Source organism: Mangrovibacter phragmitis, from assembly GCF_001655675.1.
GTDB classification, from domain to species: Bacteria; Pseudomonadota; Gammaproteobacteria; order Enterobacterales; family Enterobacteriaceae; genus Mangrovibacter; species Mangrovibacter phragmitis.
This window is the reverse complement of record NZ_LYRP01000012.1, coordinates 111,794-127,670: the sequence shown is the minus strand read 5'-3', so window position 1 is coordinate 127,670 and position 15,877 is coordinate 111,794. Positions and strand designations below refer to the sequence as shown.

At 52.8% G+C, this 15,877-nt stretch carries 18 protein-coding genes; 11 read left to right on the top strand and 7 right to left on the bottom strand.

Annotated features, from left to right (window positions below; translation table 11 throughout):
- Positions 1-38: 38 nt before the first annotated feature.
- From flgA to A9B99_RS10830, 4 genes are all read left to right on the top strand, one after another.
- Positions 39-821 (top strand): flagellar basal body P-ring formation chaperone FlgA, encoded by a 783-nt coding sequence (flgA, locus tag A9B99_RS10845; RefSeq protein ID WP_064597378.1) that lies wholly within the window; start codon positions 39-41, stop codon positions 819-821.
- 115 nt (positions 822-936) lie between these two features.
- Positions 937-1,218, top strand: coding sequence for a flagellar biosynthesis anti-sigma factor FlgM (flgM, locus tag A9B99_RS10840; RefSeq protein WP_197499269.1), 282 nt, complete (start codon positions 937-939; stop codon positions 1,216-1,218).
- The gene (gene flgN / locus A9B99_RS10835) at positions 1,215-1,655 is read left to right on the top strand and encodes a flagellar protein FlgN (RefSeq protein WP_064597375.1); all 441 of its coding nucleotides are present in this window, start codon (positions 1,215-1,217) and stop codon (positions 1,653-1,655) included. Before flgM ends, flgN begins: the two co-directional genes overlap by 4 nt.
- A 62-nt stretch (positions 1,656-1,717) precedes the next feature.
- On the top strand, positions 1,718-2,383 hold the full coding sequence (locus tag A9B99_RS10830; RefSeq protein ID WP_197499268.1) for a DUF4396 domain-containing protein: 666 nt from the start codon (positions 1,718-1,720) through the stop codon (positions 2,381-2,383).
- A gap of 47 nt (positions 2,384-2,430) precedes the next feature.
- Here the strand turns inward: A9B99_RS10830 and fliJ are convergent, their stop codons facing one another.
- From fliJ to A9B99_RS10795, 7 genes are all read right to left on the bottom strand, one after another.
- On the bottom strand, positions 2,431-2,865 hold the full coding sequence (fliJ, locus tag A9B99_RS10825; RefSeq protein ID WP_064597373.1) for a flagellar export protein FliJ: 435 nt from the start codon (positions 2,863-2,865) through the stop codon (positions 2,431-2,433).
- An 18-nt stretch (positions 2,866-2,883) separates the two neighbouring features.
- Positions 2,884-4,203 (bottom strand): flagellar protein export ATPase FliI, encoded by a 1,320-nt coding sequence (gene fliI / locus A9B99_RS10820; RefSeq protein ID WP_064597372.1) that lies wholly within the window; start codon positions 4,201-4,203, stop codon positions 2,884-2,886.
- Positions 4,190-4,900 (bottom strand): flagellar assembly protein FliH, encoded by a 711-nt coding sequence (gene fliH / locus A9B99_RS10815; protein ID WP_064597370.1) that lies wholly within the window; start codon positions 4,898-4,900, stop codon positions 4,190-4,192. The genes fliI and fliH overlap by 14 nt, the downstream gene beginning before the upstream one ends.
- Before the next feature lie 12 nt (positions 4,901-4,912).
- On the bottom strand, positions 4,913-5,941 hold the full coding sequence (locus A9B99_RS10810) for a FliG C-terminal domain-containing protein (protein WP_064597368.1): 1,029 nt from the start codon (positions 5,939-5,941) through the stop codon (positions 4,913-4,915).
- Positions 5,913-7,523 carry a flagellar basal-body MS-ring/collar protein FliF gene (fliF, locus tag A9B99_RS10805; protein WP_414855553.1) on the bottom strand — a complete coding sequence of 537 codons (1,611 nt, stop codon included), beginning with the start codon at positions 7,521-7,523 and terminating at the stop codon, positions 5,913-5,915. Before fliF ends, A9B99_RS10810 begins: the two co-directional genes overlap by 29 nt.
- Before the next feature lie 61 nt (positions 7,524-7,584).
- A complete protein-coding gene (gene fliE, locus A9B99_RS10800) occupies positions 7,585-7,935 on the bottom strand; it encodes a flagellar hook-basal body complex protein FliE (RefSeq protein WP_064597365.1) in 351 nt (116 codons plus the stop codon).
- A 25-nt stretch (positions 7,936-7,960) separates the two neighbouring features.
- Positions 7,961-8,986, bottom strand: a complete 1,026-nt coding sequence (locus A9B99_RS10795; protein ID WP_064597363.1) for a sigma-54 interaction domain-containing protein — start codon at positions 8,984-8,986, stop codon at positions 7,961-7,963.
- 480 nt (positions 8,987-9,466) lie between these two features.
- Here A9B99_RS10795 and A9B99_RS10790 point away from each other — a divergent pair, with 480 nt between their 5' ends.
- The 7 genes from A9B99_RS10790 to A9B99_RS10760 are packed head-to-tail and all read left to right on the top strand — an operon-like array spanning position 9,467 to position 15,772.
- A complete protein-coding gene (locus tag A9B99_RS10790) occupies positions 9,467-10,369 on the top strand; it encodes a FliM/FliN family flagellar motor switch protein (RefSeq protein ID WP_197499267.1) in 903 nt (300 codons plus the stop codon).
- Positions 10,362-10,763, top strand: a complete 402-nt coding sequence (gene fliN / locus A9B99_RS10785) for a flagellar motor switch protein FliN (protein ID WP_064597361.1) — start codon at positions 10,362-10,364, stop codon at positions 10,761-10,763. The genes A9B99_RS10790 and fliN overlap by 8 nt, the downstream gene beginning before the upstream one ends.
- A complete protein-coding gene (fliP, locus tag A9B99_RS10780; protein ID WP_064597359.1) occupies positions 10,760-11,503 on the top strand; it encodes a flagellar type III secretion system pore protein FliP in 744 nt (247 codons plus the stop codon). The genes fliN and fliP overlap by 4 nt, the downstream gene beginning before the upstream one ends.
- A 4-nt stretch (positions 11,504-11,507) precedes the next feature.
- On the top strand, positions 11,508-11,777 hold the full coding sequence (gene fliQ / locus A9B99_RS10775; protein WP_064597357.1) for a flagellar biosynthesis protein FliQ: 270 nt from the start codon (positions 11,508-11,510) through the stop codon (positions 11,775-11,777).
- 2 nt (positions 11,778-11,779) lie between these two features.
- Entirely contained in the window at positions 11,780-12,556 is a 777-nt protein-coding gene (locus A9B99_RS10770; protein WP_064597354.1) for a flagellar biosynthetic protein FliR, read from the top strand.
- Positions 12,556-13,689, top strand: a complete 1,134-nt coding sequence (gene flhB / locus A9B99_RS10765; RefSeq protein ID WP_064597352.1) for a flagellar biosynthesis protein FlhB — start codon at positions 12,556-12,558, stop codon at positions 13,687-13,689. Before A9B99_RS10770 ends, flhB begins: the two co-directional genes overlap by 1 nt.
- Positions 13,676-15,772, top strand: a complete 2,097-nt coding sequence (locus tag A9B99_RS10760) for a flagellar biosynthesis protein FlhA (protein ID WP_064597350.1) — start codon at positions 13,676-13,678, stop codon at positions 15,770-15,772. The genes flhB and A9B99_RS10760 overlap by 14 nt, the downstream gene beginning before the upstream one ends.
- Positions 15,773-15,877 lie beyond the last annotated feature (105 nt).

Below are 15,877 nucleotides of genomic sequence, written 5' to 3'. Positions count from 1 at the left end.
ACTCTTAATAGCAATCATCGTGCCAGGAATTTAATATTATGTATTTCAGTAAGTTGCATTTAGCCTCTTCACTCAATGGGAAGTTTCTTTTCCCCGTAAGCGCCGCTGTTTTATGGCTTTTTTCCGCCTGCGCCACGGTTGCTGCAAATGGCCTGCCCTCCGCGCGCCTGCAGATTGAATCCGCCGCCCGCCAGGCGGTAAACCAGGCTGTAAACCAGCAAGCAAAACGCCAGCAATGGCAAGACTGGCAGTTACGCGTTGCGCTCTTTGCCCTGCAGGATGTAGCGAATTACCCACGCTGCGCCACCCCACCAGAAGCACAGTTAAGTGGTCTGTCTGCTCAGGATTTCAGCCGGATGAAAGTGAATGTGCGCTGCACTGGCGCGCTGAGCTGGCAAACCACTGTCACAGTCAAACCCGAGATCCTCCTGCCTGTTGTCACCGCCCGCCACGCCTTGCCCCGGGAACATCTGCTTACTGCGCAAGATCTGGTGATGAAAAAGCAAAATATTGTGGCTATTCGCGGGGGATATGAGACGAAAATCGAGAAACTTAGCGGATTTTCCGTAAAGCGCCGGTTGCGGGAAGGCCAGGTTATTTCGCTGCAACATGTCGATAAACCGCAGGTTATTTCTCGTGGTCAGCAGGTGACACTGGTTGCCAGCCAGCAGGGAATTGAAGCCCGTACCCAGGGGGAGGCACTCCAGAATGGGCGAGCCGGTGGCATGATTCGGGTCAAAAATCTTTCCAGCGAACGTATTGTGCTGGCGCAGGTGGTAAGTGCCGGTCTGGTAAAAGTGGTGGCAGAAACAGAAGAATAATCCGCAGTGAATATTTAAGTTTCTGAACGGACCGGCCGTTTTCCTCGTTTACCACAGTGGAAACTGTTTTTCCGCCCAGGCCAGATTTGTGATGGCTTTTTATGACAGGATAAAAATGATGAAAATTACCGGCTCACAACCGCTTGTCATCCGCCAGATGACAGAAAGCCTGCCTGCAAAAGCGGCAGGTAATGAAGAGAGTATTGCGGCAATCATGCCGTTATCTGCCGCAAATGAGCCGGTTCCTGAAGGGGCGCTGGCAGCGCTAAAAGCCATGCCCGAGGTAGATATGGCGCGAGTTGAAGAAATGAAGGCAGCGATTGCTAAGGGTGAGTTCAGTATCGACCCTGAAGCACTCAGCCAGGCAATGTGCCAGTTTCACCAGGGGGGCCAATGAACAACCAGGCCCGCCAGTATTTGCAGCAGTTCATGTACGACCTCAGCCAGGACTATAAAGCCTGGCGCGGCCTGAATGCTCTGTTACTCCGCCAGCGTCAGGCAATCCTGGCACGCAATAGTGAGGAACTGGAGACCATCAACCAGCAAATTTTTGGCCTGTACCATAAGTTGAGCAGCACCGGAAACACGCGGCAAAAGTTGTTAAGCGCTCTGGGGATAAGCACTAATCATCAGGGTGTGCAGCGCCTGATTCGCCATTTGCCCCCGGCCTGGCAGGAGAGGGGCAGAGCTTTATGGCAGCAGGTAGAAACACAGGCCAGAGAGGCACAGACAGCGAACCAGTATAATGGCACCTTGCTGAATATGCAGTACGACATCGTGCAAAGCATACTCAATGCCAGCGAGCCGGAGAACTGGCTCTACCAGCACCGCTGAAGCTGCCCGCCTGCATAAAAACGCAGACCGTCTAAACTTAAATGTTAAGTGAAGGAGGTTGCGTGTTTTTATACAGTCTGATGATTATTGCAAGTGTTTGCACCGCACTGGGGATTGCCTGGGATATTCGCCATCATCCTCAGCATATGAAAGTGATGTCTGTCACCTGGCCAGTAACAGGGCTTTATATGCCGGTTTTTGGTTGGTTTGTCTGGCAGGCGCTGGGAGCACATAAGCGCACTGACACTCATGACCACAGTGCGCACTCCGCACACCACCACACAATAAGCTGGCGGGATGCTTGTGTCTCGGCTACGCACTGTGGCGCAGGATGCGTGACTGGCGATATTATCGCTGCGCCTGTTGCGGCTTTCACCAAAGTGACCCTGGCCGGTTCAGCCTTCTTTGGGCATACTCTGGTGTCGTTTGTTGCGGCATTTTTACTGGGTATTTTGTTTCAGTATCTGCCTATGCGCGAAATGGGGGAAAAATCGCGTGTTGCAGCCTTAATCAAGGCGGTCAAAGCCGACACGATTTCCCTGGTGGTTTTCCAGGCCGGTATGTTTATTTGCCTGTGGTTTTTTCGCAGAGGCGATGTCAACAGCGCACCGGATACCGGCTCAGTCACATTCTGGGGCCAGATGATAGTGGCTATGTTCGTCGGTTATGTGATTTCCGTACCAGCGAATTATTTGCTGCTGAAACGCGGTATCAAACATGCCATGTAAATAACCGGGTTGCGCGGGCCATTCATGAAACAAACCTCGTCCGCGTATTACCCTCCCATCATTGGGTGTCTTACATGTTGTGCAGCAAGGGCATCCGTCACCTGTTGTTCTTTACGGCGCAGGGTTTCCTGTTGTTGTTCACGGTGTTGGCCCAGCAGGCTTTCCAGCCCCTGGAGCTTTTTACGCGCGAGTAATAATTTCCCCTGCAGGCGGCGGGTTTCTGACTGCGCCAGAGCATGGGCCTGAGTTTGCCCGTCTATAACCCGTTGCAATGTGCGCTGGTAATTGACCTGGTTGCACAACTGGCCTGGGCTGGGCGAAGTGGTGACGGGCAGTTCCGTTGCCAGGCGGGTTAGCGTATCCAGCGTGGTTTTGAGGCGTTGTTGCTGTTGCTGGTGGTGGGAAAAGTCGCGGCTCATTTCGTCTAACTGACGGCGGCGCAACTGGTGTAATTGTTCAAGGGTATGCAGTGTGTTGGTCATAGTATCAACCTCATAGTATCAGCCTGCCTGTACCAGGGTGCTGAGTTCATGAATAGCCTGAAGGGTAGCCACCGCGTCATTAACATCCTGTTGCAGAAAACGCCCGATAGCGGGAGCCAGACTCACGGCTTTGTCTGCCAGTGGGTCTGCTCCGGCAACATAGCCGCCCAGGGGAATCAGGGGTTTTACCTGTTGCCAGGCAGCCCAGGTCTGTTTAAATGCCCGGGCTGCTTCCTGATGGGCGCGCACGGTTATCTGGCTCATACAACGGCTAATGGATTGCCCGATATCAATGGCCGGGTAGTGGCCGCTTTCTGCAAGCTGGCGGGATAACACAATATGTCCGTCAAGCACCGCACGGGCGCAGTCAACAATCGGATCCTGCTGGTCATCGCCTTCGGCAAGTACGGTATAGATGGCGGTCATGGTGCCTGCACTGGTGCTGTTCCCCGCGCTTTCAACCAGGCGCGGGATCATGGCGAAAGCCGAAGGCGGGTAGCCTTTGGTTGCCGGTGGTTCGCCCAAAGACAGCGCGATTTCCCGCTGTGCCATGGCGTAGCGGGTCAGGGAATCGACAATCAGCAGCACATCTTTTCCCTGGTCACGAAACCAGGCGGCAATACGGTGGCATAATTCAGTGGCCTGAATGCGCATCAGTGGCGATTCACCCGCAGGGGCGGCCACCACCACGGATTTCGCCAGCCCTTCTTCCTGTAGTGCTTCATCAATAAACTCTCTGACTTCACGCCCCCGTTCGCCAATCAGCCCGACCACCACCACATCAGCCTGCGTAAAACGGGTTATCATGCCAATCAGCACACTTTTTCCCACTCCACTCCCGGCCATCAACCCAACGCGCTGACCTTTACCAATGGTCAACAGGCTGTTGATGGCGCGGACCCCGACATCCAGCACAGTATTTACCGCCCGGCGTTTCAGTGGGTGAACCTGGCTAATCTGTGCATCAAGTGGGGTTTCGCCGTGGAGCTTGCCTTTGTCATCCAGCGGTTCTCCCATGCCATTGATAACACGCCCAAGCCAGTGTTCACCAATCATCAGCCTGTCGTTCTTGTCGGTTGGGAAAACCCGGGCGCCAGAGCTCAGCCCTTCAGGTTGAGAAAGCGGCATTAACCAGGTGATGTCCTTGTCGAAGCCCACCACCTGGGCCGCAATATACCCACTGCGTGCGTCTTCCACCTGGCAGTGCTGGCCAATAGCCAGCTGGCAACCCGTGCAGGCCAGCAACGGACCATGCACCCGTACCAGCTTTCCGGCGACTTTGGCCAGCGGAGTGGTGTTGATAGCGCGCAGTGCCTGTTCAAAATCATTCGGTTTCATGGGGTTGCTCTGCTAACAATGTGGATTTCAGTGTGTCCATGCAGTGATCAAGACGGTGTGCGCAACCAATATCAATTTCTGCCTGCTCAGTGATAACCCGGCATTCGCCAGCCGCAAGTGTGGCTTCTGCACACAGCCCCCATTGCTGGACTTTCTCAGGCAGGGTGTCCTGTATGCGGGCGAACTCTTCCGGGTTCATTTGTACCCGAATTTGCCCCGGCGGCCCGGCCAGACTACTCAGGGCTTCTTCTATCAGTGCCAGCAATTGCGTAGGTTGCAGTGCCAGCTCGCAGCGAATGACCTGGCGGGTGACTTTCTCCACCAGTTGCAGCAGTTCAGTACGCCGTTGTTGCTCGTAGTCCGCTAAAAAGCGGTTCACAGCCAGGCTGGCGCTGTCCAGTGGCGAGACGGTATCGTCAAATTGTTGCCGGGCCTGGCGTTTTCCTTCAGCCAGCCCTTTGCGCATGCCTTCTTCAAAACCCAGGCGTACACCTTCCTGGTAACCTTCCTGCTTCCCCTCTTCCAGCCCGCGGGCAAAACCCTGGTTCATGCCATCGTTATAGCCACGGGAAAGCTGCTGCTGGGTTGTACCCTGCTGGCCGGCATCTGTTGGTGCGTGGTCTGGTTGCGCCGGACGCAATGGGGGAAACTGGTAACGGCGCGGCCTGATTACCGCCTGACGGGGTTGTTTTTCCATCTTTGTCTCCGGTTATTCCAGGGTGCGTTCAGCAAACAACTGGATGTCGATTTCACCCTGCTCTGCCAGTTCGCGAACCGTTGCCATAATGGCTTTGCGCTCCTGCTCAATACGGCTCACCGGTAGCGGGCCAAGGCGGGCAGTGCTGCTTTGCAACTGCGTGACCTGGCGTTTGGGCAGCACACTGTAAATGGCCTGGCGCAGTACCGGCTCAGTGCCTTTAAGGGCTATCGCCCAGGCATCGAGTGCCACCTCGTCCATAATGCGTTGCAGGGTTTGCGGGCTCTGTCGGCTGAGAATAAAGAACTCATACATTTCATCTTTTAATGCATCGACGATTTGCTCATCGCGTTCGCGCAACTGGGCCAGCAGTGTTTGCTGGTTGTCCGGAATGCGGTTCATGATATTGGCGGCATGGCGCACACCCGCAACCCGGGAGCCATGTTCAGAAATCACCGCCACGCCCCGGTCAATCAGCCGGTCAAGTTCATTGATAACGTCGCGGTTAACATCATCAAGACGGGCAATACGCCACAGAATTTCGTCCTGTCGGGATTTGGGGAGCGCGTCCAGCACATTGGCGGCGACATCGGGTGGCAAAAAGGCCAGAAATACCGCCTGTAATTGCAGGTGCTCATGTTCAATCAGCGCAACTAACTGCGGGACATCTACCCATTGCAGGCGCGTCATGCGGTAGCGAATCGCTTCGCCATAAATCCCGTTGATCACACTACTGGCTATTTCACTGCCCAGTGCTTTTTGCAAAATTCCCTGCAAATAGCTGCGTGATGCGCCGTTAATCCCGCTTTGTTCGCTGTAATCCTGGAAAAAACGGTTAATGGCATGGCGCACATGATTCACTTTTACACCGTGCAGGCGTGCCATGGTTTCACTCAGCACCAGGACTTCCTCCCGGGAGAATTTCTGCATTAGTTGCGCAGCGGCTTCTTCGCCAACACTCAGTAACAGAATCGCGGCCTGTTCCAGAGGTGTGCGGTTGCCTGGTTGCGGATTACTGCTCTTTTTCGCTGTTTCGTTCATGACTACTAATCCATTGTTTCATCACTTCCGCCATACGGTCCGTTTCATTGCTGGCGAGGGTTTGCAGAAACTCAACTTTGGTTTCCAACCCGGAACTCATCGGTGGCAGATTTTCTTCCTGTTGGAAAGGGCTGTTTGCCAGCGCTTTTGGTGGTGTATCTTCATTGCCTTCTGCCTGCGGTGACGGCGATTGCGCCTCCGTCAGGAGTTCAGCGGGAACGGGCTGCGCCGGAACGGTTTTCACCGTGGTAAAGCGCCGCACCAGGGGGCGCAGGCCGAACAGTAATACCAGCAGCGCCAGCAGGAGCAGCCCGGCGTTTTGGCCCCAGAACTGAATTGCTCTGTCCTGCCACCACTTTTCTGCAGGTAAATCTGGCAGAGAAGGTGCATCGCTGAAAGCCAGGACACTCAGGCTGAGCACATCTCCCCGGGTGGCATTGAGGCCAGCCGCCTGTTCAACCATCCTGGTGATATCTGCCAGTTGTTCAGGTGTCAGGGCCTGAGTTGCCACTGCCCCCTGGTTCAGGACAACAGCAACCTGCAGTTTCTCCAGCCGCCAGCCCGGGTGGCGGATATGGCGAATATCCCGGTCAAAAGCGTAACTGCGCTGGGCATTGCTGCGGCTGGCAACAGGGCCTGCCGGGTTAGTGGTATTTTGTGCAGCGCTTCCTTCGGCCGCAGGCGTAACCGGGCGGTTACTCAGTGAGCCAGGAATACCCAGAGCCAGTTCCCGGCTGGTATTTTCTTCGCTCAGGTTTTCTTCACGGATTTTGGGTTGTTCTCCCAGCCGTTCCTGTGTTTCTTCGATGTGGCTTAAGTCTACCTGCGGCGCGACACTGATACGGAAGTTGCCATTTCCCACCAATGGGGTCAGCAACACAGCGATATTGTGTGTGGTTTCATTGCGAATACGCTGTACGGCATCCAGGCTGGCACGGCTTTGCATCGCATTGCCCTGGCTGGCAGCAAAGGCTTCTGACAGCAGATTGCCGCTGCTGTCCACAACACTGACGCTCGCTGGCTTCATTCCCGGAACGCTACCAGTGACTAACTGAATAATGGCTGCGATTTGCGCGTCATCAAGTTGCCTGCCCGGTGCCAGTTGCACCAGCACAGAGGCACTGCTTTCAGGGCGATTATTCAGGACAAATGAGCTGGCATCGCTCAGGCCAAGGTGCACCCGCGCCCGCTCCACGGCGTTCAGCGCCATCACACTACGTGCCAGCTCTCCTTCCAGGCTGCGCTTGTAGCGCACATTCTGAATAAACTGGCTGGAGCCAAGCATCTCCTCTTTGTCCATCAGCTCGTAGCCATCGGGCAACGTGGCGGAAATCCCTTTGGCGGCCAGTGCCATTCTCGCCCGTGCCAGCGTTTTTTCCGTTACCAGAATATCACCCGAGACCGGGTTAACCCGGTAGGCAATGTTTTCTGCGCCCAGTACTTCCACAACTTGTGCGACAGGAATGTTTTCAGCCTGGCCATAGAGCGCCACATAGCCCTGGTCGTTACGCCAGAGGGATAACACAATCGCGCCGGTGAGCACCAGACCGCCAGCGCCCATCAGCCATTGTGTTTTGTTCATGTTGCCAGGTAGCGCAAATGTACGCAGGCGAGTGGTGAGTTTATTTAGCACGGTCGCCACCTTACAACGGTGTATTCATGATGTCGTCCAGCGCCCGGGTCAGCTTATTGCGAACCTGTGTCATCGCTGAAAAGGCAATACTGGCTTTCTGGCTTTCCACCATCGCCCCGGCCAGGTCATCACTCTGGCCCGTTGCCACGGCATGTTGTTGGGTTGCAGCACTGTGCTGGAGCTGATTAACGCTATTGACCGCGTTATTCATAAGTGCGGTAAAAGAGGGCTGGCCCGCCTGTGTTGCAGGTTGTGCTGCACGGGTAATACCGGCGCTTGCCGTGGCAGCGGTTTGTGCCAGAGCCTGAACCAGGGCGCGTTGCTCGTCAGCCAGGCTTACGCCTGAAATAGGTTGTGCCATTTCTGAGTCCTTTCATTGTGTGCAATTAATTCGCGCTGGCGGCAATATCCAGACCATCTTCCCGCATGGCGGCCAGACGGTAACGCAGAGCGCGTGGGGTAATGCCTAAAAACGCAGCAGTACGGGATTTATTCCCGTCGTGGCGGCGCAATAACTCCAGCAGATAGTGGTATTCCGCCAGGCGGCCTTGTTGTTTCATACGGTGTATTGGTGGTTGTGGTGAATCAGTTTCCCCGGCAGGTGTCAGGTGAGAACCGGCCGCCTCTTTGCTGGTGTGGCCCAGGCCAAAATCACGGGCATGAATTTCTTTACCATCGCAAAGGATAAGCCCGCGCTGGATAACATTTTCCAGTTCACGCACATTACCCGGCCAGCTGTGTTGCACCAGAGCCTGGCAGGCATCACCACTCAGGTGGATATCCGCACCGTGGAACTGGTGATATTTACGAATAAAATGGCGCGCCAGCGGTAAAATATCCTGAGGGCGTTCCCGTAAGGGGGCTACATGAATAGGCATAACAGCAATGCGGTAATACAAATCCTCACGAAAACGCCCACAGGCCATTTCTTCTGATAAATCTTTATTGGTTGAGGCAATAATACGAATGTCGAGCGGGATTTTCTGATTCCCACCCAGCCGTTCAACCATATTTTCCTGCAATACGCGCAATAACTTTACCTGCAGAGCCATTGGCATATCACCAATTTCATCCAGCAATAATGTGCCACCATTTGCCTGCTCAAATTTACCCGCAACACGGGTGATTGCTCCAGTAAATGCACCTTTTTCATAGCCAAACAGAATCGCTTCCAGCATATTTTCTGGAATAGCGGCACAGTTCACACCAACATAAGGCGCCTCCTCATCAAAAGCGTGCTCATGAATGTATTTGGCAATGCACTCCTTACCGGCACCGGTTTCACCGGTAATTAATACCGGAACCTGAAATTGCGCCACACGGTGTGCAAGAGAAAATGCATCCATACTATTTGGGTCGCTGGCAATAAAACGATTAGGATGCATATTTTCAGTGTTTAATAATGTACGCATAAGTGCTCTTCATTCATTTTCAGGTTAGCAGCCTTGCTGGCAAGCAATCAGTTATAACAACAAGAAAATCTTAATTAAAACTATATTTACTCTTATCTTTAAGCTATATCAGCCAATGAGTGAGTGTTTTTCTTAAGATTGTTTTTTTCATGCCCGCCTCTTATTAAGAATCTTCACTTTGAATTTTCTTAAGTATGAGCAGTGAGGGAGATAATGTCTCATTTTTAATGAGTATTAAAATATTAATCATTAAAAATCATACAGTTAACACATTAAATCCCTGTGTGATTAAAAAGGATTATTTATCAAATAATAATTTTCTTAGTATTGTTTTTTAGTTCTTATAAGGTTCTAATTAATGCATGCATTTTGTTTGCATGTATAACAAAGATATAAGCGGCACTTCACGGCAAGAAGTTAAACAAGCCAGGATATATTTCACATGGAATGCAAGGGTTACGGCCTGTAAGGACAGTATCAATGAACAAGGACATGTTTCGCAAAAGAATAAAGATTCATCAGGTGAGTGAGGTAGAACCTCTTGTTTACCTCGACGCCAGCAAATTGGGCAAGCCCTGGCATAAGTTACCTGCATTGTTAAATGACAATTTTGAGATTCTGGATGCAAAGCTCAGTATCTATTTTCTGAAAAAATTACGTGTAAATGTTTCATTGGCTGCGCTCAACTTCTTGCCAGGAAAAGACCATCGCCCTGCACAGGTTTATTCCACCGGTTATGGCCATGTGGGTTTCGATATTGAGCGCCCGTTATTGCTGAGAATTCTTAATGATTACTATGGGCTAAATGATGACACCCAACATCATTCATCAACTGATCATGAACAAACAGAAATTACGCTTCCGGTGACCAAAACAGAGGAGCGGCTGAAAAATAAAATCGCCCAGGACATTATTTCTCTGGTGCTGGATAACACGCTTATTGGGGTGGATATTCAGCCCGAACAAGATCATGGCGCCATTATTCATCAGTGGGCAGGGTGTATTCAACTGGAAATGGATGGTTACCAGCAAGGGTGTTTCAGGCTGTTGCTGGATAACGCACTGGTTGACCGTTTATTACAGCGCCTGCGTAGTGGTTCTGTTGCGCAATCCCCTGGCGCTGTTCTCCGGCCTCCTGCGGCGCTTGAACACCTGGTTTCACATATGCCAGTGCGGCTAAACGGCAAACTAACGGGCATGACTATTACCGTCGCCCAGATGGCTGAAATCCGCCCTGGAGACATTATTCCCATTGCGCTCAATGAACCCGTACCAGTGTTTGTGAATAAGGCGCAAATCCTGACTGCCAGCATTGCCCAGGAACGCGGGAAACTCTTTTTTTGCGATTTTAATGACAACCTGATTGAGAAACATCATGACTGATTTAGAAAACGGACTGGAGATGCCACTGGATTTTAGTGATATCGACCTGGGTGAGCTGCCAATGGAAGACCGGGTTGAAGGCAACCTGCGCCTTGATTTACAGGGGCAGGAGCCGGTGGCGGATAACGCGGCACAGCGGCGCAAGATGGCATTATTCAGCCGTATTCCGGTGACGCTGACTCTGGAAGTGGCGTCAGTGGATGTCACCCTGGCAGACCTGATGGAGGTGGATGGCAACAGTGTGATTGAGCTGGATAAACTGGCGGGCGACCCTCTGGATATCAAGGTAAATGGTATTCCTTTCGGGAAAGCCGAAGTGGTGGTGATTAATGACAAGTACGGTCTGCGTATTGTGGAATTTAACAGCCACGATTTAGGCGAGCTGGCATCATGAAGCGTTGGTATTTAGCGTTACCCGTGCTGGCCGCCACTTTGTTTGCCCTGCCCGCGCTGGCTGCGGGCGGCGATATAACTTTATTCAGCACCAGCGATAACGGTTCGGGCCAGGATTACCACGTTAATATCGAAATTCTGATAATGATGACCTTGCTGGGCCTGCTGCCCATCATGGTTTTGATGATGACCAGCTTCACCCGTTTCATTATTGTGCTGGCCATTCTGCGCCAGGCGCTGGGGCTACAGCAAAGCCCGCCGAATAAGATCCTGACCGGTATTGCGCTGGCGCTGACATTACTGGTTATGCGCCCGGTATGGACCACTGTACATCAGGAAGCAATTACGCCTTTCCAGAACGATGAAATCTCATTGCAACAGGCGTTAACCCGGGCAGCCACGCCGTTACGCCAGTTTATGCTGGCGCAAACCGACAAAAAAGCAATGGGGCAAATAATGACTATTGCACAGGCCCAGGGCGACGCCACAGAGCAGGATCTGACAGTGGTTACCCCGGCATTTTTGCTGAGCGAACTCAAAACCGCCTTCCAGATAGGCTTCATGATTTATATCCCCTTTTTGGTGATCGATCTGATTGTTGCCAGCATTTTGATGGCGATGGGGATGATGATGCTCTCGCCGCTGATTGTCTCACTGCCGTTCAAGCTGATGCTGTTTGTTTTGTGTGACGGCTGGACATTAATGGTGGGGACGCTTACCGCCAGCGTACAAGGATTGTAGCGCAATGAATATGGATCTCGCCGGGGATGTGATGGCCTCGGGTATTCAACTGGTATTACTGATTGCTGCCGTGGCGATTGTTCCAGGCCTGCTGGTCGGGTTGTGTGTGAGCATCTTTCAGGCCACGACACAGATTAACGAACAGACGCTGAGCTTTTTGCCGCGCCTGCTGGTTACGCTGACCATTCTGATTGTTGCCGGGAAATGGATGCTGACCCGGCTGGCCGATTTCACGGTGGAAATATTCCACCGGGCTGCTGCGCTGGTGGGCTGACGATGTCTGGTGCTGAGGTTCAACAGTTAATGAACAGCCTGTTGCTGCTGGTGCTGCCGTTTGTACGCATTCTGGCACTCCTGCAGTTCTGCCCGGTGCTGGATAACCAGGCGTTTTCCCGGCGCAGCAAAATTGCTCTGGCACTGGCGTTAACCGCAGTGATGGGGCCCATGCTGCCACCTTACCCACTACCGGGGATTTTTTTCAGCCTGCACACACTGCTACTGGTAGGGGAACAAATTCTGTGGGGTGTGTTATTTGGCATGGCGCTGCAACTGGTTTTTGTTGCACTGCAAACTGCCGGGCACATCCTTTCAATGAATATGGGGCTGGGGATGGCAATGATGAGCGACCCGGTGAATGGCAGCTCAACCACCGTTATCTCCCAGGTCATTTTCATCTTCTGTGCATTACTGTTTTTTTCCCTGGACGGGCACCTGCTGGTGGTCACCATTTTATTCAAAGGCTTTATTTACTGGCCTCCTGGACAGGCGATTAACACACCCACACTGATGATGCTGGTAGAGAGCCTGGGCTGGATCATGGCCTCTGCCACACTGATTGCCCTGCCCACCACGTTTGTGATGCTGATTGTGCAGGGGGGTTTTGGCCTGCTGAACCGTGTTTCACCCACACTGAACCTGTTTTCGCTGGGTTTTCCGGTGAGCATGCTTTTCGGGCTGCTGTGCGTTGCCATGATGATGAGCAATATCCCGGAACACTACCTCAACCTCACCAATGAAATTCTGGCAAAGCTGGAAGCGATAAGGACGTACTGATGAGCAGTTCCTCAGGCGATAAAAGCGAAAAACCCACCCCGGGCAAGCTGCGCAAGGCGCGTGAAAAAGGGGATCTTCCCCGCTCAAAAGATATGACTACGGCCGCCGGGCTGGTGGCGTCATTTGTTGTTATCAGTGCCTGCCTGCCCTGGTACCGGAGCCTGGTGGGGGAATCTTTCGCCGCTATTGAAAGCCTGGCCGGGCAAACCCACGACCCGGCAGCATTAAAACAGTTTGCTCAGGTCAATATCTGGGTATTGCTGCGGGTGATTTTTTCTCTGTTACCCATCCCGCTGGTGTGTATGGCGGCAAGCCTGGTACCAGGCGGGTGGAATGTGGCATTAAGCAAACTCAAGCCAGATTTTAAAAAGCTCAGCCCAATGAGTGGGATAAAACGTATTTTCGCCGCCAGCCATCTGTCTGACGTGGGCAAGATGATCCTGAAATGCGCCATTATTCTGGGCGTGATTTACGCCATGGTATTAAGCGAAATGGACAACCTGCTGCACCTGCAACGCCTCTATTTATTGCAGGGTATTCAGCGCGGGTTCGCCATTTTGTATAGCGTACTGGTGTGGTTTATCGCCGTGATGGTGGTGTTTGCCGTGCTGGATATTCCGCTGAGCAAATTCCTGTTTACCAAAAAGATGAAAATGACCAAACAGGAAGTAAAAGAAGAGCACAAAAACAATGATGGCAACCCGCAAATCAAAGGCCGTATCCGCCAGTTGCAACGGCAAATGGCAATGGGGCAAATGCGGCGCACTGTGCCCACCGCCGATGTGGTGATAACCAACCCGACACACTTTGCTGTTGCCCTGAAATATGACCCGGAAAAAGCGCAGGCACCGTGGATTGTCGCCAAAGGCGCAGATGACATCGCACGGGTGATTCGCGAGCTGGCGCAAGAAAACCAGGTGGAAATCGTTGAGTTTCCGCCTCTGGCGCGTGCGGTGTATTACACCACCAAAGTAAACCAACAAATACCGGCAACCTTATACCGGGCTATTGCTCATGTACTGACCTATGTCATGCAGATAAAAGCCTGGCGCGCCGGGCAGGCAACACAACCTTATCTCAACCGTCAAATTTCCCTTCCCAAAGAGGTATTACAATCTTATGGCGAGCAGTAAGTTAACACCTGCTGTGGCGGCGTTACGCCAGGCACAAATCGGGGTTCCCGTTCTCCTGCTCAGTATCCTGGCAATGGTCATTCTGCCCTTATCGCCCATGGTGCTGGATATCCTGTTTACCTTCAATATTGTGCTGGCGGTGATGGTGCTGCTGGTGTCGGTGAATATGCGGCGGCCGCTGGATTTCGCGATATTTCCGACACTGCTGCTGATTACCACTCTGATGCGTCTGACGCTGAACGTTGCTTCTACGCGCGTGGTTTTGCTGAAAGGCCATGAAGGTGAAGGGGCTGCCGGTAAAGTGATTGAAGCCTTTGGCCAGGTGGTGATCGGCGGTGATTTTGTTGTGGGTTTCGTCGTTTTTATGATCCTGATGATCATCAACTTTGTGGTGGTGACCAAAGGGGCTGAGCGTATATCTGAAGTTTCTGCACGCTTCACACTGGATGCTCTGCCCGGTAAACAGATGGCGATTGACGCCGACCTGAACGCCGGGCTGATTGACCAGCAACAGGCCCGTACCCGCCGCCAGGAAGTGGGCAAAGAAGCGGACTTCTACGGCGCAATGGACGGCGCGTCCAAATTCGTGCGCGGGGATGCCATCGCCGGGATCATGGTTCTGGTCATCAACGTGATTGGTGGGGTGAGCATCGGGATTTTTCAGCACGATCTCAGTGCTTCCATGGCGTTTCGCCAGTATGTACTGCTGACTATTGGTGACGGGCTGGTCGCACAAATCCCTTCGTTACTGCTGGCGACTTCTGCCGCCATTATTGTCACCCGGGTCAGTGAAGGGAATGATGTCAGCCACGAAGTGAAAAACCAGTTGCTGGCCAACCCGAAGGTGCTCTACACCGCGGCGTTTGTCATGTTTATCCTGGCAGTAGTGCCAGGTATGCCCCACATCGCGTTTCTGAGTTTTACCGCGTTGTTGTTGTTTGCTGCCTGGCGTCAGGGGCGGCGCATCACACCTGCTGACAGCGAAGCAGATATAGCAGAAGTGCAGTCAGCACTGGCACCCGACACCACGCCAGACGTGAGTTGGGAAACGATTCCGGTGGTTGAACCCATTGGCCTGAACCTGGGGTATAAGCTGGTTTCTTTGATTGATTCCAGTGGAACCAGCCCGCTGAGCCAGCGTATCCGTGGTGTGCGCCAGGTAGTTTCAGAACAGAGCGGGGTGTTGTTGCCAGAAATTCGGATTCGGGAAAACTTTCGCCTGAAACCAGCGCAATATGCGGTGTATATCAATGGGGTGCATGCCGGGACGGGTGAGGTACACGCAGATAAGCTGATGGCGATACCCGGCGCGGACCTGTATGGTGAGATTGATGGTGTGCTGGATACTGACCCGGCCTATGGCATGGCAGTAGTGTGGATTACCCAGGAGCAAAAAGCACAGGCGCTGCAGTTAGGCTACCAGGTGGTGGATTGCGCAAGTGTTGTAGCAACCCATGTTAACAAACTGGCGCGTGAGCATTTGCCTGCTCTGTTCAATTACGATGACATCACTCACCTTAATTCACGCCTTGCGAATCTCGCGCCTAAACTGGCCGAGGACCTGGCTCAGGCACTTAATTATTCGTTGCTGTTACGAGTGTACCGCCAGTTATTACTTGAGCAGGTTTCCCTGAAAGATATTGTCAGTATTGCCGCCACCTTGCTGGAAAGCACAGCCCTGACAAAAGACCCACTGTTGCTTACATCCGATGTGCGTTATGCGTTGCGCCGTGCGCTGATAAGCCAGATTAACGGTGAGCGCCCGGGGTTATCCGCCTGGACGCTGGATAATGCGCTGGAAACCATGTTGCTGAATGCCCTGAACCAGGCACAGCTTGGGGGTACAGTCGCACTGGATAGTTTCCCGGTCGACCCCAATATTTTGTCTCAGTTGCAGCAAACCCTGCCGATGGTGCAGGAGCAGATGAAAGCAAAACGCCTGCCGCCTGTTTTACTGGTGGCACCACAATTACGCCCGGTGATAGCACGCTACGCACGGTTATTTGCTTCTGGTTTACATGTACTTTCTTATAACGAAGTGCCCGATGAGTGTGAGCTGGTGATTGTGGGTAACCTGACCTGATGACAAAAGGGAATTGTGCGGGTAGTTGGTGGTATTACGGGCAAAAAAAAGAGCGACATCGTTGTCGCTCTGAAGGTACATCAGGGATAAAACGGACAGGAATGA